The sequence below is a fragment of the Paracidovorax cattleyae genome, assembly GCF_900104515.1.
In the GTDB taxonomy this organism is placed as follows: domain Bacteria; phylum Pseudomonadota; class Gammaproteobacteria; order Burkholderiales; family Burkholderiaceae_C; genus Paracidovorax; species Paracidovorax cattleyae.
Map to the genome: position 1 here is coordinate 120,861 of NZ_FNJL01000006.1, position 22,789 is coordinate 143,649.

Consider the following 22,789-nt stretch of genomic DNA (forward strand, 5'->3'; position numbering starts at 1 on the left):
CATGGTACGTGCGTGGCTTCGGACTGCATGCCCCGGCTTCGGCCGGTGATCGGGAGTCCATGGAAGGGAATCGCACAGTTTCCTCCATCCTCATGTCTTTCTCGATCATGGTTTCTTCTCCATCCATCACGCCGCCGCCTTCCCTCCGTGCCACGGCCGTCCCGGCCGGCGCCGGGAGCCCGTCGTCGTCCGTCCCATCCGCAACCTCCGGCCGCTCCGGCAAGCTGCCCGAGTCCGGCGCGCCACGGTGGTCTGCTCCGGCGACCGCGTTGTGGGCATCCGGCGCGCTGCGGCCACGTGCCGCCGTGCTGCCGTCGGTGACGGGTGCGGCCGGTGCGGCAGCCACCGGGGCGCGCCCGGTCCTGTCCGATGCGGCCTGGGAGCGCATCGCCATGCTGCCTCCTGCGCAGCGCCAGCGGCTGAATGCCCGGGAGCGGGAGACGCTGGCGGCCGCGGTGCATGCGCTGCGCCGCCACATCGAGGCCGAAGGGCTCGATTTCATCCCCGTGTTCGGCCACTGGTCGCTGCGCACCGACAACTACCGGGAGCTGGGCAAGGCCAGCCAGGACGAGGTGCAGGAAGGCCGTGACACCGTCCCTGCGCGCATCGGCGACTACGGCATGGATTTCGTGGCGAGCACGGAATACCGGGGCCGGCCGCAGCACCCTGGTGCCGTGGCGTCCATCGCGCCGTCTCCCGGTTCGCAGGTGCCCGGCACGCTCCTGAAGCTGCCCTTCGATCGGGCGGAGGAATTGCTCACCGTGCTGCTGATGCGCGAGATCGGCGCGGAGGCCGATCTGCGCGCGCCGCCGGATGCGCAGGGCCGGCCCCGCTCCAGTCTGATGTACCAGCCGGCGGTGCGGCCCGTCACCCTGCAGGACGGCAGCACGGTGCATGCACTGTTGTTCGAGACCAACCCCGACGGTGCCAAATCGCTGCGGCGCACGTTCGGCGACGAGGCGGAGCTGACCGCCGGGCGGCTGGCCTTCTTCATCGCGGGCGAAGGCGGGTTCGTGCGCGACGGCAAGCGCTACGGCGGGCCGAGCGCCGACTACTGGAGGGCCGGCATGCAGCGGCTCGAAGCGTCGGGCGATGCGCCCGATCCGTTGCTGGCCGAGGCCTATCGCATCGCCACGTCCAGCCGCTCCGCGGACGGCAGCCTGTCGCTGGACGCCATGGTGGGGGCCGCCGTGCCGCGGGGCACGTGGCACGGGCACCAGGGCTGGCTCGGCCGGGCAGAAGCGCGGCTGCCGGCGGTGTACGCCCGGCCGCGCAGCCCTGCCGCCCTCGCTGCGCACCAGCAGCACCAGCGGGCGCTGGATACGGCCCTGTCGGCCTGGCTGTCGGGCGATGGTGCCGGCGCGGTCCGCTCGGAAGGCGGCGACCTGCGCACGGCCCTGGCCCATGAGCTGCCGGCGTTGCTGAAGGGTCAGGGCTTCGACCCCGCGGTCTATGCGGCCTCCGCCATGGTCGAGCAGGGATACGGCCGCCATCTGCTGTACAGCGAATCGGATGCCCGCAGCGGCATGCAGGGCCTGTTCAGCCTGCAGGCCGTGGCCTTCGACGTGCAGCGGTACCCGCAGGCCCTGGCGCATCCGGAGGTGTGTGCGGCGTTCGATACGCCGGAGGGCATCGCGGTGGCGGTTTTCCTCCATCGCGGTATCGATGGCGTGTCGGGCGGGCTGGAACTTCCGCTGCAGGACCCCTTCGCCGCAAAGCGCTGGAGCCTGCATTGACAGCCTGCGGCGCACCCCCCGTGGGCGGGGGCGATCGTTCCATCCGTGCGCCGGTGCGTTGCAGACTCCGGGCCTTGGGACAGCCGCAGGCATCCCCACGTGTTCCTGAGAAAAGGCGCGTTCCGGGCATCGGTGCCCGGTGCCGCCGCTTTTTCTGGAGAATCCACGCATGTCCACCCCATCGCCCCTGCTCGGCAGCCAACCCCTGGGCCCGCTCTGGCCCACGCTGGACCCGTTCCTTTTCTGCGCCCACCACGACGATGCCTATCCGCGCGGCAATGGCCGCCTGGGGCCCGATGCGCCGCTCGCGGGCCGGCAGATCGGGCAGGATTTCTCGCGCAGGGACGGCTGGAGCATGTACCACGGCGACGAGGTGCCCGGCTTCCCTCCGCACCCGCACCGGGGTTTCGAGACCGTGACCATCGTGCGCACCGGCCTCATCGACCATGCCGACTCGCTGGGCGCGTCCGCGCGTTTCGGGCAGGGCGATGTGCAGTGGCTCACCGCGGGCCAGGGCATCGTGCATTCCGAAATGTTCCCGCTGCTGGATGCGCAGCAGCCCAACCCGCTCGAGCTGTTCCAGATCTGGCTGAACCTGCCGGCGGCGGACAAGATGGTGCCGCCGCACTTCACCATGTTCTGGGCTGGTGACATCCCGCGCCTGGTGTCCACCGACGATGCCGGGCACCGCACCGAAATCACCGTGGTCGCCGGGCGGGTGCCCGGAGCGAATGCAGAGCCGCTCGCGCCGCCCCCGCATTCCTGGGCTGCGCGCGATGCCTCGGACGTGGCGATCTGGACGCTGCGGCTCGAACCCGGCGCACGCTACACCCTGCCTGCCGCGGCGGGCAAGGGCACGCGGCGCATGCTCTACCACTTCGCGGGCGAGGGCGTGCGCGTGGCCGGCGAGACCGTGGGCCATGCCGCGCTGGAGCTGCGCGCAGGCGCTGCGGTGGAACTGGTCAACGGCAGCACTGAACAGGCGGCAGAGTTCCTGCTGCTGCAGGGCCGCCCCCTGGGCGAGCCCGTGGTGCAGTACGGCCCCTTCGTGATGAACACCGAGGCGCAGATCCACCAGGCGCTGGCGGACTATCGCCGCACGCAGTTCGGCGGCTGGCCCTGGGGCGACGGCGCGCCCGTGCACGGCCCGCAGGCGCGCCGTTTCGCGCGGCGGCCCGGCGAGCCTGCCGACGAAGTTCCCGAGGCGATCGCGTCCTGATCCCGCAGCGGGCACCGGGCACGGGGCCGGCGGCGGGCGCTGCCGGCCGGCGATGCGTGACAATCGGCGCACGTTCTTTTCCCTCCGACTCCACCGTACCGCCAGCCCCTGCCGCCATGAATATCTCCAAGGACACCGCCGTCACCCTGAGCTACAAGATCACCAGTCCCGAGGGCAAGCCGCTGGATTCGGGCCACGTGGCCTACCTGCACGGCGGCTATGAGAACCTGTTCCCGAAGGTCGAGGCAGCGCTGGACGGCCAGGCCCCCGGCTTCGCGACCACGGTCGAGCTGGCGGTGGCGGATGCCTTCGGCGAGCGCGACGAGAGCCTGGTGCGCACCATCCCCAAGGCCGAATTCCCGCCCGGCGTGAAAGTGGGCGGCCAGCTGCGCGGTGTCGGCGACGATGGCCAGCCGCAGCTTTTCAATGTGGTGAAAATCAAGGGCCCCGTGGTGCACCTGGACGGCAACCACCCCCTGGCGGGCCAGGCCCTGCGCTTTTCCTGCAAGGTGACCGAAGTGCGGCCCGCCACGGCCGACGAGGTCGCCCACCGCCATGTGCATGGAGGACACGGCCACCACCACTGATACGGCTCAGTACTCTACGTCCACCACCACGTTGTCCTGGTACACCCCGGGCGGCGGTGGTGTCTGGTCGCCATAGATGCGCGCCGTATAGGGCAGCACGATGGGCGTGGTGCCGTCCGTGAGGGCGGTTCCGGCCGTGCGCGTACCCGCGGCCGTGCCCCAGAGGCTGCCGTCGGCGCGGAACAGGTCGTAGGCCAGCCGGTTGGCGCCGCTGGCCATCTGCCTGCGGCCGGCCGATGGATAGGTTCCCGGGCCGAATCCCACGGTCACGGACAATCCGCGCGTGCAGACCACCGAGACATTGCCCGATACCGTCGCGAAGGCCGCGGGCAGCGGGGCGGAGCCGAACTGCACGTTCGGCGCGGACAGCGTGCAGTCGTTCGTGACCACCAGCTGCACGGTGAGCAGGCGGTTCACGTTGCCGTTGCGCGGCGTGCCCACGCACAGGCCGCCCACCCCGAGCAGGCCTTCGCAGATGTTGGCGTAGGCCCAGTTCACGGTGATGGTGTCCGTATAGGTGCCGGAGGGCACGTTCGCGCCGACCGCGATGGCGATGCGCAGGGGCAGCGACGCGGTGTTGTTGCTCAGCAATGCGATCACGTTCGCGCCGCTCGCATTGATCACCAGCACGCCCTGCGTATAGCTGGCGCCCGCGAGGTTGGTGATCTGGTAGGGAATCGCCGGCTTCGCTGCGTCCTTGAGCGTGAGCCCGGTCGTGGGGCTCACGAATTTCGCCTGCACCGTCGGCGTGCCCAGCGTGGACAGCACGATGCCGCCGCACCCCAGTGTGAACTGCGCTGTGGTGGTGACGGCGGGGCCGGAGAGCACGCGCTGCGACGGCACCGTGCCGAGGTTGCCGCCTGTCTCGCTGCTCACGCAATCGGCCGACGCCGTGCGGCAGAGGGCGGCCAGCAGGCCCACGGCCGCCAGCGGCAGGGCGGTGCCCCGCGGCGGCCGTGCCGGGCGTGGTACGCCGGTCACAGCGTCTCCTCCGCGGCCTTGGCGGTGGAGGGCGGCGCCCCGCCCTCGCGGCAGACCACGCGCAGGTCGCGCTGCGCCGCGTGCTCCGCGGCATCGAAGGTGGCCCGGCATTCCCGCCCGTCGGGCGTGCGGACTGCGAGCGTGTTGCGCGTGTGCAGCGCGGTCAGGTAGACCACGCCGTCCCACCCCACGACCGTGGGCACCTGCCCCTGCTCGTGCACGACGGCGCTGCCCGGCGGCAGCGGCATGCCATCCGCGTCCACCAGCGTCAGGGTGGCCGTGCGCATGCGCAGCACCGGCATGCGCACCAGCGTGCCCGTGCCCCGCGCCACGGCCACGCGGCGTTCCAGCGCGGGCGTGTGCACGTCCGGCGGAAGCGACAGCGGATCGATCGCGTAGCGCGCAGGGTAATAGGCCGGCACGTTGGGCACCAGCAGGTAGCCCTGGCCGTCGGTGCGTCCCGCGGGCTGGTGGTTGACCGTGATCGGCACGCCGGGCGCGCCGTCCGTCGATACGAGCGCGAAGCCGTCCGTGACGCGGTTGGCGGCGAACACGTAGCCATCCATGGCCCCCAGTGACCCGGAAACGCCCGCCCAGTGCGTGGTGTCCGCGGCCGCGCCGAAGAGGCCGCCCTGCACCATGCCGTGCCGGCCCTGGTATTGCGCGCTCGCAAGGCGGTAGTTGCCGCCCGTGCCGCCGGCGGGGCCGCCGGCGCGCGTCTGGGCGATGCGCCAGCCGAAGCCGCCGTCGCTCGGCAGGCTGCGCTGCAGTCCCAGTTCCCCCTGCGTCCGGCCGCCGGTGTGCGCCACGGCGGCCTGCGCGGTCAGCACGGGGTCGAGCAGGTACGTCAGCTGGGCGCGGACCTGGGTTTCCCCGGTCTCGACGGTGCGGCCCGCCGTCAGGGAGAAGAAGGCGTCGCGCCCGAGGGGTGTGCTGTAGCTGGCATAGGCGAGCCGGCTGCGCTCCGTGCCCGCGCCACGCAGATCGACCCATCCCGCGCCCAGCGACGCGGAGCCGACGACCAGGCTCGCATTCACCTGTCGGCTGAGGCGCGATGGCTGCAGGCTGCCGCCATAGTCCGCGGCATCTCCGAAGCCGTGCAGGCGCCGCGTTTCCAGCAGCGAGACCCCGCCGTGTGGCGTGTTGTACTGGTAGCCCGCGCTCCACTGCCAGCCGCCGCGCCGGTCGGACAGGGGGGTGTCGCCAGGCACCGCGCGGCCGTAGGTGAGCGATGCATTGAACACGCCCAGGGTGCCCCAGCGCACGAGCCCGCCCGCGCCCAGCACGCCCAGGCCGCGGGCGGCCTGGGCCTGGGCCTCGACCGTGACCGCATCGGTCAAGCCGCGCCGCAGCACGCCTGCGGCCAGCGGCCGGCCGTAGGCGAAGCTGCGCAGGCCGTAGCCGCGCCGCAGCGCCCCGACCGAAACCGAATAGTCGGTCCACCCCGGCCGCAGCAACTGGCTGCTGACGTAGAACGGCACGGACGTCACCACCTGGCGGCCCAGTGCATCGGTGGTGACCGCAGACGCCATGCCGGCGCCATTCACGGCCGGCAGCTCGCCCAGCGTGAACGGTCCGGGCTGCACGGTGTGCCGGCCCGCACGGAAACCGTTGACGAAGACTTCCACCGCCGACGGCACGGTGGCCTGCCCTGCGAACTCGGGCATCGGGTACGTCACCAGATCGGGCCGCGCGGCGAAATTGCGCGCCCACTGCACTCCGCCCAGGCGCACGGGCGTGGTCCAGGGCAGCGCGCCGGTGATCAGGTCCCCCGCCGTCCAGGCCGTGGCACTGCCGGCGTCGATATCCGTCCAGGCGGTGTCGTAGCGCAGGTAGCCGTTGCCGGTGCCGCCGTCCACGCGGCGCAGCACGCCGGTGTGGGAAACCACTCCGTGCAGGCCGAAAAAGCGCTGCTCCGACCACAGCGACGCGGCCGTGCGGCCCTGCGTGCGCGTGGCGTAGAACTCGTAGTTCATCAGCAGCCCCGTTCCGCGGGAGAGGGCCACGTCCTCCTGCAATTCCCCGGCCAGCCGCTGCATCGGCAGCCACTGCGCCGGCACGTCGATGCGCAGGCGCTGCGCGAGGCTGTCGTAGGCCACGGAAACGCCCGGCAGCATGTCCACGGCCACGGGCGTGCCGTCGGGCTGGTCGGTCTGCACGTGCAGGCGCCGCAGCGTGGCCGCATCGATCTCGAAATGCGATCCACGCTGGCGGACCGCAACGAGCCCTTCCCCAGGCCTGCCGTTCACTTCCACCTCCAGGTAGAGGGCGGTGGTCTCCGTGGACGCGCCCGCGGCGGATGGCGGCGGCGGCGGAAGGTCGCCTGCGGACAGCCATTGGGGCAGGCAGGCCAGCAGCGCCGCCAGCCCGCGGGCTCGCGTCGGGGCGGGGCGGTGGCCCGCGGTGTCATGGCTCGGCACGGGGCAGGGGCGCCTCGCGCCCGTTGATGGTGGCAAGCAGTTCCGGCTTCGCGGGGGGAGGCTGGTCCAGCAACCAGCGCCGCTGGCTGTGCGGCAGCACGTAGCCGAGCAGCCCCGGGGTGACGACCGGCCCGTCGCGGCCCGGGGCCTGCCAGCGCACTGCCGTGAGCCGCGCATGGCCGGCCCCCGTGTTGTGGACCACGAGGTGCTGCGTGCCGTCCGGGTCGCGGTCCACGCTCCAGCGCAGGGCCGGCTCCAGCGTTTTGCCCGGCGACAGGGCGGACAGCAGGTCCGCATGGGTGGCGGGCATGCGCGGGCCCAGGGTGCCGGGCGCATAGACGAACAGCGGGATCGCATACCGGATCTGCAGCCGCACGCCGAACTGCCCGGGCGGCGCTGCCGGGGATGCGCCCTGCGCAGTCCCGGGGGCGGCGGGGGGCGCCGGCAATTCGTCGAGCAACACGCGGAAGGCCTGTTCCTGCCCGGGCGGAACGGGCTGGGTCGCGATCAGCCGCACCATCTGCCGCGCCCCCGGTGGGATCTGGCTGATGGGCGGGCTCGCCACCACGGCCTGCTGGGGCGTGAAGCGGTCGTCGCCCTCTTCCTGGCGCCAGGCGAACACCCGGGCCTGCATGGCCACCGGCTCGGTGCCCCGGTTCTCGACCCACAGGGCGACGGCGCGTTGCTCGCCCGCGATGACGGGATCTACGGGCCAGATCATCAGCGGGGCGGCCGCATGCGACGTTCCCTGCAGCCCCGGTAGCAGCGCCGGCAGCCATGCCGCCGCCGAGGCCGTCATCCGCAGGCAGGCTCTCCGGGCAGGACTGCGCAGGGGGGAGGGTGGACCGGCACCTACCATGACAGCGTCACCTGCACCGTATCGGTATAGGTGCCCGCCGGCAGGCCGAAACCGGGAAACGTGGCCGTGCCCTGGAACGGCAGGGCAGCGGCGCTGGCACCGAGCGTGAGTCCGGCAGGTACGTTCGGGACGAGCGCCGTGGCGGGGGCCGTGGCCAGCGCCAGCGTGTAGGGCACGTAGCCGCCTGCGCTGTTGGAGAGCCTGCGCTGGCTGCCCTGCGCGTTCTGCCCGGCATCCACCTGCACCTGCACGGCCGTGCCCGGAGTGCACTGGATCAGGGCCTGCCCCCCGGCGCCCGAGCCGGCGAGCCGCGTCTCGCTGCCCGTGCGGACGGCAGAGTGCGTGCCGAAGTCGATCGTGCCGAAGTTCACGCCCGTGACCTGCCCCGGCGCGCCGGACACCAGGCAGCCGCGCACGATGGCGGCGTTCACCGTCAAGGTCGCCGTGGTCGGGATCGTGGCGGGTGCCGCTGGCAGCGGCAGCAGCGCGGCGAAGCACAGCAGTGGAGCGGCCGTGGGCAGTGCCGCCGGCCAGGCGGCGGCCTGCCCGCGCCGCGCCGCGGAGCGTATGGCGTGTCGCATGAAAGGATCCTCCCTCGCCGCCGGCGGCACCGGCGGCCCCTGTGTCAGAAGGTCAGCGTGACCTGCAACTGGTCGGTGTAGAGGCCGGCGGGGAGCGCCACCGCGTTGGTCTTGTTCACCAGGCCATAGATGGGCAGGGTGAACGGATTGCCCGCGGAAGGCACGGCGATGCCCGTCACGGCCGTGGATGCGGTGTAGGGCACCGTGTGGCCCGGATCGCGGTACACGTCGTACGGCAGAAACGCGCTGCCGTTCGACATCGCCCGCGTGCCCGTGCCGATGCCCGCGCCCTGTCCGGCATGCGTGCCGCCATCGATGGTGATGCTGAATGCGGTGATTTCCGGGGAGCACACGATCTGCGTCGCTCCGGCGCCCCCTTCGCCGCCGCTGGCCGTGGCGGTGGCCGTGCCGACGAAGGTGGCCGGCCGCGAGCCGAAATCCAGCGTGCCGAAATCCGCGCCCGTCACCGTCCCCGGACCGCCGTTGATGACGCAGCCGGATGTGAGCATCATGCGCGCGCCGAGCACGCCGGACAGGGTGGCGGCACCGAGCGGCGCGGCGCCTGCGGCCAGTGCCAGCAGGCAGGCTGCGGCCAGATTGCGGGCCTTGCGCCCCGCAGCCCGGCGCCACGGTGGCGCCGGATGGGTGGAAGTCGCTTCCATTGTTTTCTCCTCCACAGAAAAAAACCGGTGCGGAAGCTGCGGTGCGTATCGCCGAGCCGCCGTCCGTCGCGTTTTGTCCCTGCCCCCCGAAATACCGCTCCCTGCAGGGAGCGCCGGATGGATCAAGCCACCACTGATGTGCTGTTGTACAGCATGTTGGACGCGATGGGAATGCCTGTGTATAGGGGGAATTCCATAGCAAGCGGCGGCCGCCGCCGACAGGCGGCGCCACGGCCGAGCTGCGGGGCGCGGCGCCAGCTAGCGCCGCAGGAGGGCCTGGCGCAGCAGCCGGGCCGCCCGGTCGCGGATGCGGAACGGGCTGTGTCCGGGCGCAGGCCGCGATTTTGCGCGGATGCAGGCTGCCAGGAAGTCATGCAGGATGGGCGCGTCGTCCATGGTCTGCGAAGCGCCCGGCTTGAAGAACTCCGGGTGCCACTGCGTGGCGGCGATGTAGCCGCGCCCGGAGTGGGCGTTGCGGCGGATCGCCTCGGGCACGCCGTCGGGATGGCTCCAGGCCTCGATCTCGAAGCCGGGTGCCAGGTTCTTGATGCCCTGGTGGTGGATGCTGTTGACCACCACGCGCGGCTGCTGCGGATACAGCTGCGACAGCCGCGTGCCGGGCACGATCTCCACCTCGTGGAAGTGCTGGTCGTAGGTGACGGCGTTGCGGTGCTGCTGGGCTCCCGGATGTTGTGTCTCGATGTCCTGGTAGAGCGTGCCGCCGAAGGCGACGTTGATGAGCTGCAACCCCCTGCACACGCCGAAGATCGGCTTTCCGGCCTGCTCGAAGGCCTCCACCACGGCCAGATCGTACAGGTCGCGGATGCGGTCGCCGAGCCAGGCATCCTTCAACGGCTCCTCTCCATAGCTGCCGGGCCACACGTCGGCACCCCCGTGCATTACGACGCCGTCCAGCCATTCGGCGTAGTGGGCCAGGGTCACGTCGCCCCGGGCCGTTTCGCCGGTGGGGCAGGGCACCATGACGACCATGGCGCCGGCCGACATGATCCAGTGCGCGATGGACTGCTCGACGTATTGCAGCGTCTTGTTGGTGAACAGCGACCGGGCCGGATCGGCGTGCGAGAAACAGGCGGACAGCCCGATCTTGAGGCGCTGGGCGGCGGGAAGGGCCGCGGAGCGCCGCGCGGGTGTCGAGCCGCGGAAGGGTGGAACATCGAGCATGGAAGATTTTTAGCCCATCCCGCGCGACTCTGCTGTAGGAACCCGCCGCCCGCGCTCCTGAGCTTTGCGCCGTGTTCCACGGGTTCACCTCGGGAGCGATGGCGTGTTCCGTCACCTTTGGAAGCACAGACGTGGAGGGCGGCTCTTGCATTTCCGGCAGGCGCCGCGACTCTCGGTACGACAGCACTTTTTTTCGTTCCCATCGAGGAGGCATCCATGCAAGTACAGGTCCAGCACGACGAATACATCCAGGGCGGCGAGTCGCTCGTCCAGTGGGTCCAGTCCGAAACCGCCAGCCGGCTGGCGCGCTTCCGGGACCATCTGACCCGGGTGGAAGTGCATCTTTCGGACCTCGATGCCGGCAAGTCCGGCGGAGGCGACAAGCGCTGCGTGGCCGAGGCGCGGCTCGCCGGCCGCCAGCCGATCGCCGTGAACGCCGATGCCGACAAGGTCGCCGATGCCTTCATGGCGGCCGTGGAAAAGCTGGCCCGCGCCATCGATACCGACCTGGGCCGGCTGAAGGACAAGAACGGGCGCGAGACCATCCGCACCGCCACGGAGTAAGGGCCGGCGCGGCCCCTTCCCCCGCCGCAGCAGTGTGCGGGGCGGCGGCTGGCTGCGTCAGGTGCCGTGCCCGGAACGGCCGTGCGCGATGCGCCGGCGGGGTACCGTGGCCGGCGCCTCGACCATTCGCCCGCTGCGTTCGGCCGCGTCCTGCGCCAGTTCGCCGATCAGCGCAGCCTCCGGCAGATTCTTCCAGTAGCGCACCGGCATCTCGCGCCGCATCATGTCCAGCTTGAGGCGCGCGGGATTGAAAGTGTGCCGGTAATAGGTCAGCCAGAGTGCTTCGCCGGCATCGGCCGGGGGCGCATCCGCGCGCGTGGCGGCCGGTCCGGTCTGCAGCGTGGTGCCGTCCCAGTGCAGACTGCACTCGGGCGTGAGCAGCGCCCACCGCATCTGCGTGAAGCGTTGCACGAAGAAGGCGGCATTGGCCCGCACGATGAAATGGTCCGGCTCGAACCAGGCCACGTGCAGCGGGGCGGCGCCGCCATCGTCCACCGGGCGGAAGCGCACGAAGGCGCGCATCTTGTGCATGTCCCGCCGCACGGCGGCGGCCATGCGCTGCACGCGCGCGATGTCCGCATCCAGCGGGTCATGGCGCAGCGCTGGCTCGTGCGCCATGCGCCAGAGCGCGCGATAGAGCAGGGCGAAGCGGGCCGGGTCCTGGTGCAGGCACGCGCTCTCGCACAGCGCAACGAAGGCCCGCGGTATGTGCACCGGCGTGCCAACCGCACCCCCTGCACCGTCCGGCCCGGGGCATGGCGCGGCGCCATGCGTGCCGCCGGCTGCGGGCGGGCCATCCGCCGCACTGAAAAGATCGCCTTCCGCTGCGCCGGCGACCTGCCAGGCCACCTGGTCCGGCGCCATCCCGGCTTGCAGGCAGGCGCGCGCGCCTGCCCGGAAACCCTGCCAGTCGGCAGGATGCTGCATGCAGATCACGGAATGCACTGCGCTGCCGGAGCTCATGCGAACAGGCGCGCCTGCGTGGGTTGCGGCGCCAGCCATGAACGCAGGCGCGCCGGGTCGCGCAGCCGGTCGGCAGGGCGGTGATCGGCCACGCAGACGAAGGGCAGCACGCGGGACAGCGGCACGTGCAGCCGTCCCAGATCGGCATGGCCCAGCCGGCGCACGCGGCGGGCAGCCAGCAGGCGCTCCACCGTGCGCACGCCCAGGCCGGGCACGCGCAGCAGCCGTTCGCGCGCGGCGGTGTTGAGGTCCACGGGGAAGTGCTCCGGGTGCGCCACGGCCCAGGCGAGCTTGGGGTCCATGTCCAGCGACAGCATGCCGCCCGTGCCGTCGCCTTGCGGCACCGGCGGAACGATCTCGTCGTGCGTGAACCCGTAGAAGCGCATGAGCCAGTCGGCCTGGTAGAGCCGGTGTTCGCGCACCAGCGGCGGAGCGGACAGGGGCAGGGCGCGCGAGGCATCGGGAATGGGGCTGAAGGCGGAGTAGTACACGCGGCGCAGGCCGAAACCTCCGTAGAGCCGTGCGCTCGTGGCCAGGATGGTGCGGTCGTCCGCGCCGTCCGCGCCCACGATCATCTGCGTGCTTTGCCCGCCCGGCGCGAAGCGAGGCGCCTCGGCCCGCCGGGCGCGTCCGGGCAGGGAGACGATGCGCTCCGTGCCGGCGCGCGGCCCCTGCTGCTGCGCCCGTGCCTGCCGTGCTTCGTCGATGTGCACCGCCAGGCGGCCCATGGAGCGCTGGATGGCGGCACCGTCCTTCTCGGGCGCCAGCGTGGCCAGGCCCTCGGACGTGGGCAGTTCGATGTTGATGCTCAGCCGGTCGGCGTAGCGGCCTGCGCGCTCCAGCAGTTCGGGGGCGGCGTCCGGAATGGTCTTGAGGTGGATGTATCCACGGAAATCGTGGTCTTCGCGCAGCGCCCGGGCCACTTCCACCACGCGCTCCATGGTGTAGTCGGGGTTCTGGATGATGCCGCTGGAGAGGAACAGCCCCTCGATGCAGTTGCGGCGATAGAAGTCCAGCGTGAGATCCACCACCTCCTGCACCGAGAAGCGGGCGCGGGCCACGTTGCTGCTCACGCGGTTCACGCAATAGAGGCAGTCGTACTGGCAGTAATTGGTGAGCAGGATCTTGAGCAGCGAAATGCACCGCCCGTCGGGCGCGTAGCTGTGGCAGATGCCCATGCCCTCGGTCGACCCGATGCCCTTGCCGCCCACGGAGTTGCGCGCCGACGTGCCGCTGGAGGCGCACGATGCGTCGTATTTGGCGGCGTCCGCGAGGATGGCGAGCTTGGACAGGGTGGACACTGTATTAATTTACAGTATCTGCTGCAGAAATGCCCAAAGCCCATTTCGGGTGCGCGCCTTTTACCGCGGCGGCATACAGGGCCGGTGCGTCAGAAGGAGCTGCCGGGCTGCTGCAGGAACAGCGCTTCTTCCGCCGTGGTCTCGCGGCCCAGCACCGTGTTGCGGTGCGGAAACCGGCCGAAGCGATCCACGATCGCCTGGTGCTGCAGCGCGAAGTCCAGGTTGTTCGGCTGCCCCAGCACGGTGAAGAGCCGCACGGATTCCGCCTGGATGCGCGCCGACTCGCTGTGCATGAACGGCATGTACAGGAATGCGCGCCGGGGCGGCGGCAGGTCGGCGTCCAGGCCCCGTGCAACGGCCTCCTGGGCGAGCGCCAGGGCCATGCCGTCCTGCGCGAACGACTCTGCCCTCCCGCGCAGCAGGTTGCGCGAGAACTGGTCGAGCACGATCACCTCGGACAGGCGCCCTGAGGCATCCGCGCGCCATTCCCATAGCTCGCCCAGCGCCGCGCGGGCATGCAGGGCGCCGAAGCGCGCCCGGATGGCCGCATCGAAGGCGTCATCCTTGCGGAACCAGAGATCGGGAGTGGTTTCCTCAAACCAGAAATGCAGTACGTCCTGGGCAGTCATGGAGACAGTATCGGGCAGCGCGGCGCCGCGCAGCGCCGCGCCGCAAAAAAAGCCCTGCCGGCGCGCAAGCGCCGGCAGGGCCGGGACCGATCGGGGATCAACGGCCCCGCAGGTTGCCCTTGTCGTCGGCGATGACGATTTCCACGCGCCGGTTCATGGCGCGGCCTTCGGGCGAGCTGTTGTCGGCCACGGGATAGGTCTTGCCGTACCCGCGGGCGGCGATGCGGTCCGGTGCGACGCCGCGCTGCACCAGCGCACTCTGCACGGCCTGCGCACGGCGCTCCGACAGGCTCTGGTTGTAGGCGTCGCCGCCCACGCTGTCGGTATGGCCTTCGATGATGAGCTTGCGGTCCGGGAACTGGCGCAGGAAGTTCGCCAGCTTGTCCAGCCGCGGTCCGGCCTGTGCGGACAGCTCGGCCTTGTTGAAGGCGAACAGCACATCGCCCAGCGTCACCAGCAGGCCGCGCTCGGTCTGCTGCGCCTCGATGTCGCGAAGTTGCGCTTCCAGCGCGCGGACGCGGGCGGCATTGTCCGCGGCGCGCTGTTCGGCGCTCGCGGCCTGCAGCTGCGCCTGCTGGGCGCTGCGGGCGTTGGCCTCGGCCTGCATGCGGGCCCGGTCGGCTTCGCTGGTCAGGCGCAGGCGCTCGGCATCGGTACCTGCCTTCTTGATGTCGGCATCCAGCACCCGCGAACGGGCCACGTTGGAGGCGATGTCGGCGCGCTGGGTGGCGAGATAGGCGAGGTGGTTGGCTTCGGCTGCATCGTTCTTGTCGCTCCAGACGCGGTCCGCACGGGCCAGCGTGTCGGTCGCGGCCTTCAGTTCCAGCGGGGCGTTCTGCACGACGGCCGGGTCATTGGCGGCACGGTTGACGGCGATGCGGGCGGTTTCGACCGAATCGAGCGGGGCACGCGTCGCGCAGGCAGCCAGGAGTCCTGCGGAGACGAGCACAGCGGCGAGGGCGGTGGAGCGGCGGAGGGTATTGCGCATGGTTTGGTTCTCCCTGTCGGGTGTCAATTCGGGTCTGGGCTCAACGGGCGGGAGCCGGGGCAGGGGGCACCGGCATGCCGGGCACGGCGGTGGGGTTGGCGGCCGGCCGGGGCGCGATCGCAGGCGCCGGCATGGGCGCAGGCATCGGGGCTGTCATGGCGCCGGGGGCGACTGCGGGTGCGGGATCGCGCCGCGTGATTTCCGACTGGAGCGACTGGATGCTGGTGCGCACCTGCTGCAGCGTGGCGGCGTTGTTGGCGGCGTCGGCCTTGGTCTCCGCGACGCGGGCATCCGCTTCCGCCTCGGCGGCGTAGCGGCGGGCCATGTCGTACTGTTTGTCGGTCATGGCCTTCTCGGCCGCCACCAGCTTGTCACGGGCCCGCTGGAGCTCCACGGGTGCATTGGCCGCGACCTGCGGCTCGCCGGCCACGCGGTTGACCGTGGTGCGGGTCACGGCCATCTGGTCGGTCGGGGGTGGCGTGGACGAGCATGCCGCAAGCGCTCCCAGAGCCAGAACGGCCGTGGCGGTGCGAAGAAGGGTGGCAGTCTGCATGGCGGAACTCCTTTGAATGGGGGCGAATACCGGAGGCGGTGAGCGCGACGGTAAGGAAAGTTTCCAATTGTTGGCAGCTACCCCGGCCGGCTGCGTAGGTGTAGCGCAGCAGGCACCGTGGGCCGTTTCTTACGGTCGCCTGCGCCCCTGGAGATCGGAAAACGCTTTTGTTTATGCGTTTTCCGCAGTTGGCCGGACGTCCGTGTCTTTCGAGAATCAGGGGTTTTTCCCCGACGACACGCCGACCCTGCGCTGCGCGGTCGCCGAGCATGCGCGCAGCCGGTCCTTCGCGCATGGCGGCGTGTCCCGGACCGGAGACGCCCGCCTTGCCGATCCCCCTCGATGAAAGTTTTGCCGACATGGCCGCGTTCGTGGCCTTGCGGCGCGACCTGCACGCCCATCCCGAACTGGGCTTCGAAGAACACCGCACCGCGGCGGTCGTGGCTGCGCGGCTGCGCGAATGGGGCGCCGACGAGGTGCACGAGGGCATCGCCGGCACCGGCGTGGTGGGGGTGCTGCGCGGCCGCCACGCGAACTCGCGCACCATCGGGCTGCGCGCCGACATGGATGCGCTGCCGCTGGACGAGGAGAACCGCTTCGCCCACCGCTCGGTCCATGCCGGTCGCATGCACGCCTGCGGGCACGACGGCCACACCACCATGCTGCTGGCGGCCGCCTGGCACCTGGCCCGCACGCGCGATTTCGCGGGCACCGTCCACCTGGTCTTCCAGCCCGCCGAGGAGATGGGCAAGGCCGGCGCGCGCCGCATGATCGAGGAAGGCCTCTTCGAGCGCTTTCCGTGCGACGCCGTCTTCGCGCTGCACAACTTCGCGCTCGAGCGCGTGGGCGCGTTCGCCCTCAACGGCGGCGCGCTCATGGCGTCGAGCAACACCTGGCGCGTCACCGTCGCGGGGCGCGGGGCCCATGCCTCGCAGCCGCACACCGGCATCGACCCGGTGGCCGCCACCATCGATCTCGCCCAGCAACTGCAGACCCTGGTGGCGCGGCACGTGGACGGGCGCGACCGGGCGCTGCTCGCGGTCACGCAGATCCAGGGCTCCGATGCCCCCAACGTCATTCCCGACACGGCCTGGGTCGGCGGCACGGTGCGTACCTTCTCGGTCGAAGCGCTCGACCGCATCGAGGCGGCGCTGCGCCGCCAGGCGGAGCACACGGCGCTGGCGCACGGCTGCACGGCCGAGGTGCGGTTCACGCGTGCGTCGCCTCCGCTCGTCAACCACCCGGCAGAGGCCGCCTTCGCTGCGGAGGTGATGCGCGAGATCGCGGGACCGGATGCGGTGGACGACGCGTTCCCGCCCGTGCTGGCCGCCGAGGACTTCGCCCACATGCTGCGCGTGCGCCCCGGCTGCTACGCGTTCATCGGCAACGGCCCCGGCGACCACCGCCTGCCGGGGCATGGCGACGGGCCGTGCCTGATCCACAACCGCTCGTTCGATTTCAACGACGGCATCCTCGCCACCGGCGCCCGCTACTTCGTGCGGCTGGCCGAACGGTGGCTCCATCCCGACCGGACCTGAACGCCATGGCCTTTCTCTTCTGCTTTCCTTCGCAACGCCGCCGCCTGCTGGCCGCGGCGGCCGCCGCCACCGCGCTGGCGGCCCTGTCCGGCACCGCACATGCCGAGCGCGTGATCCGCATCGTCGTGCCCTTCGGCGCCGGCGCCACGCAGGACACGGTGGCCCGCACCTTCAGCAACGAACTCGGCCAGGCGCTCGGCGCCACCGTGATCGTGGACAACCGCGCGGGCGCGGGCGGCACCGTGGGCACGGCCCAGGTCGCCCGGGCAGCGCCGGACGGCAACACCCTGGTGCTCGCAGCCGCGAGCCACCACCTGGCCAGCCATCTCTATGCCCGGCTGCCCTACGATCCGGTGAAGGACTTCGTGGGCGTGTCGTTCCTGGGCCGCACCGGCTACGTGGTGGGAGTGCCGGCATCCTCGGGCATCACCTCCATCGCGGATCTGATCGCGAAGGCCCGGGCGCAGCCCGGCGTACTGAACTACGCATCGGCCGGCAACGGCAGCGCATCGCACCTCGCCACCGCATCGCTGGCGGCGCAGGCGGGCGTGCAACTGCAGCACATTCCGTTCAAGTCCACGGGCGACGCCACCACCGAACTGCTGGCCGGCCGCGTGCAGGTGGTGACGGGCGCGACCATCGGCATGCTGCCCCTGCGCAGCGATCCGCGCGTGAAGCTGCTGGCCTATTCCGGCACGGCCCGCTCGCGCTTCTTGCCCGACCTGCCCACCGTGGCCGAGTCCGGCCTGCCGGGGTATGCGTTCGACTCCTGGCTCGGCCTGCTGGCGCCGGCCGGCACGCCGACGGCCGAAGTGGAGCGCATCAATGCCGCCGTGCGCAAGGTGCTGGCCGATCCGGTCGTGCAGGAGCGCCTGGCGCGCGTGGGCGTGGAGGCCGGCACCCTGCCCGCCGCCGACTTCCAGCAACTGCTCCGGGACGACGCTGCGGCCGCCGGGCGCATCGTGCAGGCGGCGGGCGTGCGCATCGAGTAGTCGCGCAGGGCCCGCGCTGCCGCCGCGGCCCGGTCAGAACAGCCGTGCCCCCAGGGGCACCTCCTGCGCGGGCGTGCACAGCACCACGTGGCCATCGGCATCGGGAAAGCCGGTGACCAGGCATTCCGAGCGGATCGGACCGATCTGCCTGGGCGGGAAGTTCAGCACCGCCACGACCTGCCGGCCGACCAGCGTCTCGGGCGTGTAGAGCGCCGTGATCTGGGCGCTCGATTTGCGCACGCCCAGCGCGGGGCCGAAATCGACGTGCAGGATGTAGGCCGGCTTGCGGGCCTGGGGGAACGGCTCGGCAGCCACGATGCGGCCGGCGCGCAGTTCCACCCGGGCAAAGTCGTCCCAGGCGATCGGAGGCAGGGGGGTGTCGGGGGCGTCGTCGAAATCGGTCATGCCGGCATGGTGCCCTGCCGGGTGCGCGGGAAATGTCGCGCAACGCCTGTGCTGCGGCCACCCGCTGCCGCAGGCGCAAAAAAAGCCAGAACCGGCAGCGGCTCTGGCTTTGTCGTCGTCCCGTGCGGGAGGCGAATTACTTGGCCGCGACCACGCGCACCATTTCCAGGCACTTGTTGGAGTAGCCCCACTCGTTGTCGTACCAGGAGACGACCTTCACGAAGGTACCGTCCAGCGCGATGCCGGCGTCGGCGTCGAAGATCGAGGTGCGGGCGTCACCGCGGAAGTCGGTGGCCACCACCTTGTCTTCCGTGTAGCCCAGCACGCCCTTCAGGGCGCCTTCGGACTGGGCCTTCATCTCGGCCTTGATCTCTTCGTACGTGGCGGCCTTCTCCAGTTCCACCGTCAGGTCCACCACCGACACGTCGGAGGTGGGCACGCGGAAGGACATGCCGGTCAGCTTCTTGTTCAGCGCGGGAATCACCACGCCCACGGCCTTGGCGGCGCCGGTGGAGGAGGGAATGATGTTCTCCAGGATGCCGCGGCCGCCGCGCCAGTCCTTGTTGGAGGGGCCGTCCACCGTCTTCTGCGTGGCCGTGGCGGCGTGCACCGTGGTCATCAGGCCGCGCTTGATGCCCCACTTGTCGTTGAGCACCTTGGCCACGGGGGCCAGGCAGTTCGTGGTGCACGAGGCGTTGGAGACGATCGCCTGGCCGGCGTACGTGTCGTGGTTCACGCCATAGACGAACATCGGCGTGTCGTCCTTCGACGGCGCCGACAGCACGACCTTCTTCGCGCCCGCGTCCAGGTGCTTCTGGGCCGTCGTCTTGTCGAGGAACAGGCCGGTGGACTCGATCACCACGTCGGCGCCGATCTCGCCCCACTTCAGGTTGGCCGGGTCGCGTTCCTGCGTGAGGCGGATCTTCTTGCCGTTCACCACCAGCGTGTTGCCCTCGACCGACACGGTGCCCTCGAAGCGGCCGTGCACCGAGTCGTACTGCAGCATGTAGGCCAGGTAGTCGGGCTCCAGCAGGTCGTTGATGCCCACGACTTCGATGTCGCTGAAGTTCTGCACGGCCGAGCGCAGCACGTTGCGGCCGATGCGGCCGAAGCCGTTGATACCGATCTTGATGGTCATGGTCTTACCCTTTGTGAAATGGAAGTTGACGAAATCTGACGAGAAAGGGGGATCAGGAGCTGCCCAACACGTTGTTCATGAAGAGTTCGCCCTTTTTGGCGGGGCTGATGCTGTTCAGAAAGTCCGGCACGCGAGGCACGATTCCAGCACATTCATCGACACAGGCCTTCTCGGTGATCGCCCAGGTATCGGGGCTGAAGAGGGGTTTGAACCCCCTGTTTTTGTTGCTACCGACAGAGCCGTTCCGGTCCCAGATGGACAGCGCCGTGGTTTTGGAGACGGGTTTGGCCATAGCAAGGACCTGGCTTTTGGTCACCGTTCCGACGGCGATATGGAAACCGATCAGATTCGAGACCAGGTCTTCTTGGCTAAAACCGCTATCGGTAATGAATTTGGGAAAAAATTCTTGATATGCTTCAAATTCCAGGCTGACTTCCATGAAAATCGTCAAGGCAATCGATTTTATTTCTGAGATGGACAAACCATGTCGAATGATATATTCTCTCTTGATCCGAGATGATGCAGTCATGCCAAATTTTCTTTTTTGCATGTCCTGCTGATATGCCAACTTGAATCCCGTCGCTTTACCGTCTGCAAACGTCACTGCAGGAAAACGATGGGTATTGGAAGGCTGGGTGCATATCTGTCGGTGAGTGCCTAAACATTGCCTTACATCGGGTCCGCCTGCATTGATTTCTTTCCAAAGCGAAGATGCGCCGGTATGAGGTCGACTAGACGTCGGATTCATATGGCCCAGATCTGCACGTATAAACGAGTCCATAATCTTTGGCTATGGCTTCTTCGCCATCAATTACATGCCTGCGTTCACTCATTGCATTCAATAGATTCAGTAGTTCTCGATGAAGTCAATGGAGACTTCTCTGCAAGCAGCCACTTTGTCCACAAAGACCTTAACCGAGAGGAATTCTGAGTTCTTGCAACTCATGCTAAGAAGATTCTTCGATGCCGGAGCAGTGGCTGAATAGTCAGGTTCGCATAAATTTTTCTCAAAGGCTGTGCGGTAAAAATGCAATATCTCGTCGGCAGATAACGAGCTTCCGTATGTCAGGGAGCTGAACGGACTGCTTTCGCCATCCCGGCCCTTCCAGTGGACCTTTGGTTGTCTGCACTCGCCGACCAACTCCACCGACTGCAGAGATTGAGGAGCGGCGAGTCGATAAGTGATGGATGCGCGGTCGATGTCGTTAACTTCGAAGGTTGACCATGCAAAAATAAAGAACAGCACAGCGATACAGCCTCCCCCCGCCGCGATGAAAAACAGCGACTTGATCACTTGGCTGGATTCCATTTTCATCGGGGGATTCTTTGACGCTGTGCTGTAGCGTCAACGGGCCGACTTCTTCAGTCGCGCTGCGCCGATCGCCACCATCACGGAATTGGCCACGTTCTCCGGCGTGAAGCCGAAGTGCCTGAACAGCACCGGGGCCGGGGCCGACTCGCCGAAGGTGTCGATGCCGACCACGGCGGCGCAGCCGTACTTCCACCAGCCGTCGGTCACGCCCATTTCCACGGCGATGCGCGGCACGCCGGCCGGCAGCACGCTGGTCTTGTATTTTGCGTCTTCGCGGTCGAAGGTGGTGGTGCTGGGCATGGAGACCACGCGCACGGCGATCTTCTTCTCGGCCAGCAGCTTCTGCGCGGCCAGGGCCAGCTGCACTTCGGAGCCGGTGGCGATGATGACCGCCTGGGCCTTTTTCTTGATGCCTGCGTCGGCCGGCTCGCTTAGCACGTAGGCGCCGCGCGAGATGTCGCCCAGGTCGCGCTTGGCCGCATAGGCGAGGTTCTGGCGCGACAGCAGCAGGGCGGTGGGACTGTTGCGGTTGGACAGGGCCACGCTCCAGGCCACGGCGGTCTCGGCCGTGTCGGCGGGGCGCCAGACGTCCAGGCCCGGGATCAGGCGCAGGCTGGCGGCATGCTCGATCGACTGGTGGGTGGGGCCGTCCTCGCCCAGGCCGATGGAATCGTGCGTGAACACGTGCACCACGCGCAGCTTCATGAGCGCGGCCATGCGGATGGCGTTGCGGCTGTAGTCGCTGAACGTGAGGAAGGTGCCGCCGTAGGGGATGAAGCCGCCGTGTAGCGCGATGCCGTTCATGATCGCGGCCATGCCGAACTCGCGCACGCCGTAGTTGATGTGGCGGCCGCCCAGCTTGGCGGTTTCCGCGCCGCCGGTGTTGACTTCCACCTGCACCACGTCGCCCTGCTCGTCGAAGCGCAGCGCGGGCGTGCTCTTGGTGTTGGTGAGGTTGGAGCCCGTCAGGTCGGCGCTGCCGCCGAGCAGCTCGGGCAGTGCGGCCGTGAACGCTTCCAGCGCGAGCTGGCTGGCCTTGCGGCTCGCCACGGTCTCGGCCTTGGTGTGGGCGTTCACCACGGTGTCCACCGCGGTCTGGGCGAAATGCTTGGGCAGGTCGCCCGCCATGCGGCGCAGGAATTCGGCGGCCAGCTCGGGGTACGCGGCGGCGTAGGCGTCGAAGCGCTGCTGCCAGTCGGACTCGGCCTGTGCGCCGGCGTCCTTGGCGTTCCAGTCGGCATACACCTCGGCCGGGATCTCGAACGGCACGTGGCTCCAGCCGATGGCGTTGCGCGTCAGCGTGATCTCGTCGGCGCCCAGCGGTTCGCCGTGGGCCTTGGAGGTGCCCGCGCGGTTGGGCGAGCCCTTGCCGATGGCGGTCTTGCAGACGATCAGGGTGGGCTTGTCGATGCTGGTCTTGGCGCTCTGCACGGCGGCGGCCACGGCCTCCACGTCATGGCCGTCGACCGGGCCGATCACGTTCCAGCCGCTCGCGCGGAAGCGGCCCGGCGTGTCGTCCAGGAACCAGGGCGCGACCTGGCCGTCGATCGAGATGCCGTTGTCGTCGTAGAGCGCGATCAGCTTGCCCAGCTTCCAGGCGCCGGCCAGCGAGATCGCCTCCTGGCTGATGCCTTCCATGAGGCAGCCGTCGCCGAGGAACACGTAGGTGTGGTGGTCCACGATGGTGTGGTCCACGTCGCCGTTCTTGCGGTTGAACTCGCGGGCCAGCAGCTTCTCGGCCAGCGCGAAGCCCACGGCGTTGGTGATGCCCTGGCCCAGCGGGCCGGTGGTCGTCTCGACGCCGGGGGTGATGCCGTATTCGGGGTGGCCGGCCGTCTTGCTGTGCAGCTGGCGGAAGTTCTTCAGCTCTTCGATCGGCAGGTCGTAGCCCGTGAGGTGCAGCAGCGCGTACAGCAGCATGGAGCCGTGGCCGTTGGAGAGCACGAAGCGGTCGCGGTCGGCCCACTGCGGGTTGGCGGGGTTGTGGCGGAGGTGGCGGGACCACAGCGCGACGGCCATGTCGGCCATGCCCATCGGGGCGCCGGGATGGCCGGAATTGGCCTGTTGAACTGCATCCATTGCGAGTGCGCGGATCGCATTCGCCATCTGTTGAGAATTGGCCATCAGGGGCGGCTCCGGAAGGGGCTGGGGAGGGGAAAACCGCGCATTTTACCGGGCC

22 protein-coding genes are annotated in these 22,789 nt (G+C 69.6%); 6 read left to right on the forward strand and 16 right to left on the reverse strand.

Translation table 11 applies throughout. The annotated features are described in order from the left end of the window. Nucleotides 1–107: 107 nt before the first annotated feature. From BLR05_RS06690 to BLR05_RS06700, 3 genes are all read left to right on the forward strand, one after another. Nucleotides 108–1,736 (forward strand): calcium transporter ChaC, encoded by a 1,629-nt coding sequence (locus tag BLR05_RS06690; protein WP_244160057.1) that lies wholly within the window; start codon nt 108–110, stop codon nt 1,734–1,736. Nucleotides 1,737–1,905: 169 nt separating this feature from the next. Further along, nucleotides 1,906–2,955 carry a pirin family protein gene (locus BLR05_RS06695; RefSeq protein WP_092833025.1) on the forward strand — a complete coding sequence of 350 codons (1,050 nt, stop codon included), beginning with the start codon at nt 1,906–1,908 and terminating at the stop codon, nt 2,953–2,955. Nucleotides 2,956–3,071: 116 nt separating this feature from the next. Continuing rightward, nucleotides 3,072–3,542: an FKBP-type peptidyl-prolyl cis-trans isomerase gene (locus BLR05_RS06700; protein WP_013596881.1), complete on the forward strand. Its 471-nt coding sequence runs from the start codon at nt 3,072–3,074 to the stop codon at nt 3,540–3,542. Between the two features lie 6 nt (nt 3,543–3,548). Here the strand turns inward: BLR05_RS06700 and BLR05_RS06705 are convergent, their stop codons facing one another. The 6 genes from BLR05_RS06705 to BLR05_RS06730 form a co-directional block, all read right to left on the reverse strand. After that, entirely contained in the window at nt 3,549–4,523 is a 975-nt protein-coding gene (locus BLR05_RS06705; RefSeq protein WP_092833026.1) for a Csu type fimbrial protein, read from the reverse strand. Next, nucleotides 4,520–6,943 carry a fimbria/pilus outer membrane usher protein gene (locus tag BLR05_RS06710; RefSeq protein WP_092833027.1) on the reverse strand — a complete coding sequence of 808 codons (2,424 nt, stop codon included), beginning with the start codon at nt 6,941–6,943 and terminating at the stop codon, nt 4,520–4,522. The genes BLR05_RS06705 and BLR05_RS06710 overlap by 4 nt, the downstream gene beginning before the upstream one ends. After that, on the reverse strand, nt 6,930–7,742 hold the full coding sequence (locus BLR05_RS06715; RefSeq protein ID WP_225979018.1) for a fimbrial biogenesis chaperone: 813 nt from the start codon (nt 7,740–7,742) through the stop codon (nt 6,930–6,932). The genes BLR05_RS06710 and BLR05_RS06715 overlap by 14 nt, the downstream gene beginning before the upstream one ends. A 53-nt stretch (nt 7,743–7,795) precedes the next feature. Continuing rightward, nucleotides 7,796–8,383: a spore coat protein U domain-containing protein gene (locus BLR05_RS06720; protein WP_092833029.1), complete on the reverse strand. Its 588-nt coding sequence runs from the start codon at nt 8,381–8,383 to the stop codon at nt 7,796–7,798. A 44-nt stretch (nt 8,384–8,427) separates the two neighbouring features. Further along, nucleotides 8,428–9,045: a Csu type fimbrial protein gene (locus BLR05_RS06725; RefSeq protein WP_092833030.1), complete on the reverse strand. Its 618-nt coding sequence runs from the start codon at nt 9,043–9,045 to the stop codon at nt 8,428–8,430. 258 nt (nt 9,046–9,303) lie between these two features. Next, nucleotides 9,304–10,227, reverse strand: a complete 924-nt coding sequence (locus BLR05_RS06730) for a gamma-glutamyl-gamma-aminobutyrate hydrolase family protein (RefSeq protein WP_092833031.1) — start codon at nt 10,225–10,227, stop codon at nt 9,304–9,306. 216 nt (nt 10,228–10,443) lie between these two features. Here BLR05_RS06730 and BLR05_RS06735 point away from each other — a divergent pair, with 216 nt between their 5' ends. Continuing rightward, nucleotides 10,444–10,791, forward strand: a complete 348-nt coding sequence (locus BLR05_RS06735; protein ID WP_092833032.1) for an HPF/RaiA family ribosome-associated protein — start codon at nt 10,444–10,446, stop codon at nt 10,789–10,791. Nucleotides 10,792–10,848: 57 nt separating this feature from the next. Here BLR05_RS06735 and BLR05_RS06740 read toward each other — a convergent pair whose 3' ends face one another. The 5 genes from BLR05_RS06740 to BLR05_RS06760 all read right to left on the reverse strand — a co-directional run bounded on the left by BLR05_RS06740 (nt 10,849) and on the right by BLR05_RS06760 (nt 15,225). After that, the gene (locus BLR05_RS06740; RefSeq protein WP_092833033.1) at nt 10,849–11,754 is read right to left on the reverse strand and encodes a TIGR03915 family putative DNA repair protein; all 906 of its coding nucleotides are present in this window, start codon (nt 11,752–11,754) and stop codon (nt 10,849–10,851) included. Beyond that, complete coding sequence (locus BLR05_RS06745; protein WP_092833034.1) at nt 11,751–13,055, reverse strand: putative DNA modification/repair radical SAM protein; 1,305 nt, start codon at nt 13,053–13,055, stop codon at nt 11,751–11,753. The genes BLR05_RS06740 and BLR05_RS06745 overlap by 4 nt, the downstream gene beginning before the upstream one ends. Nucleotides 13,056–13,144: 89 nt before the next feature. Further along, nucleotides 13,145–13,684: a DUF924 family protein gene (locus tag BLR05_RS06750; RefSeq protein ID WP_092833035.1), complete on the reverse strand. Its 540-nt coding sequence runs from the start codon at nt 13,682–13,684 to the stop codon at nt 13,145–13,147. A 97-nt stretch (nt 13,685–13,781) separates the two neighbouring features. Continuing rightward, nucleotides 13,782–14,672, reverse strand: coding sequence for an OmpA family protein (locus tag BLR05_RS06755; protein ID WP_092833036.1), 891 nt, complete (start codon nt 14,670–14,672; stop codon nt 13,782–13,784). A gap of 40 nt (nt 14,673–14,712) precedes the next feature. Further along, nucleotides 14,713–15,225, reverse strand: a complete 513-nt coding sequence (locus tag BLR05_RS06760; RefSeq protein WP_092833037.1) for a DUF4398 domain-containing protein — start codon at nt 15,223–15,225, stop codon at nt 14,713–14,715. Nucleotides 15,226–15,584: 359 nt separating this feature from the next. On the opposite strand from BLR05_RS06760, the gene BLR05_RS06765 reads away from it, so the two are divergent. Further along, nucleotides 15,585–16,763: a M20 aminoacylase family protein gene (locus BLR05_RS06765; protein WP_192883956.1), complete on the forward strand. Its 1,179-nt coding sequence runs from the start codon at nt 15,585–15,587 to the stop codon at nt 16,761–16,763. 5 nt (nt 16,764–16,768) lie between these two features. Continuing rightward, a complete protein-coding gene (locus BLR05_RS06770) occupies nt 16,769–17,755 on the forward strand; it encodes a tripartite tricarboxylate transporter substrate binding protein (protein WP_092833039.1) in 987 nt (328 codons plus the stop codon). A 33-nt stretch (nt 17,756–17,788) separates the two neighbouring features. Here BLR05_RS06770 and BLR05_RS06775 read toward each other — a convergent pair whose 3' ends face one another. From BLR05_RS06775 to tkt, 5 genes are all read right to left on the reverse strand, one after another. Beyond that, entirely contained in the window at nt 17,789–18,160 is a 372-nt protein-coding gene (locus BLR05_RS06775) for a tRNA-binding protein (RefSeq protein ID WP_092833040.1), read from the reverse strand. A 136-nt stretch (nt 18,161–18,296) separates the two neighbouring features. Further along, entirely contained in the window at nt 18,297–19,298 is a 1,002-nt protein-coding gene (gap, locus tag BLR05_RS06780; RefSeq protein ID WP_092833041.1) for a type I glyceraldehyde-3-phosphate dehydrogenase, read from the reverse strand. A 52-nt stretch (nt 19,299–19,350) separates the two neighbouring features. Beyond that, complete coding sequence (locus tag BLR05_RS25760; protein WP_143015869.1) at nt 19,351–20,046, reverse strand: hypothetical protein; 696 nt, start codon at nt 20,044–20,046, stop codon at nt 19,351–19,353. 99 nt (nt 20,047–20,145) lie between these two features. Beyond that, the gene (locus BLR05_RS25765; protein ID WP_143015870.1) at nt 20,146–20,613 is read right to left on the reverse strand and encodes a hypothetical protein; all 468 of its coding nucleotides are present in this window, start codon (nt 20,611–20,613) and stop codon (nt 20,146–20,148) included. A gap of 30 nt (nt 20,614–20,643) precedes the next feature. Continuing rightward, nucleotides 20,644–22,734, reverse strand: coding sequence for a transketolase (gene tkt, locus BLR05_RS06790; RefSeq protein WP_092833043.1), 2,091 nt, complete (start codon nt 22,732–22,734; stop codon nt 20,644–20,646). Nucleotides 22,735–22,789: the final 55 nt, after the last annotated feature.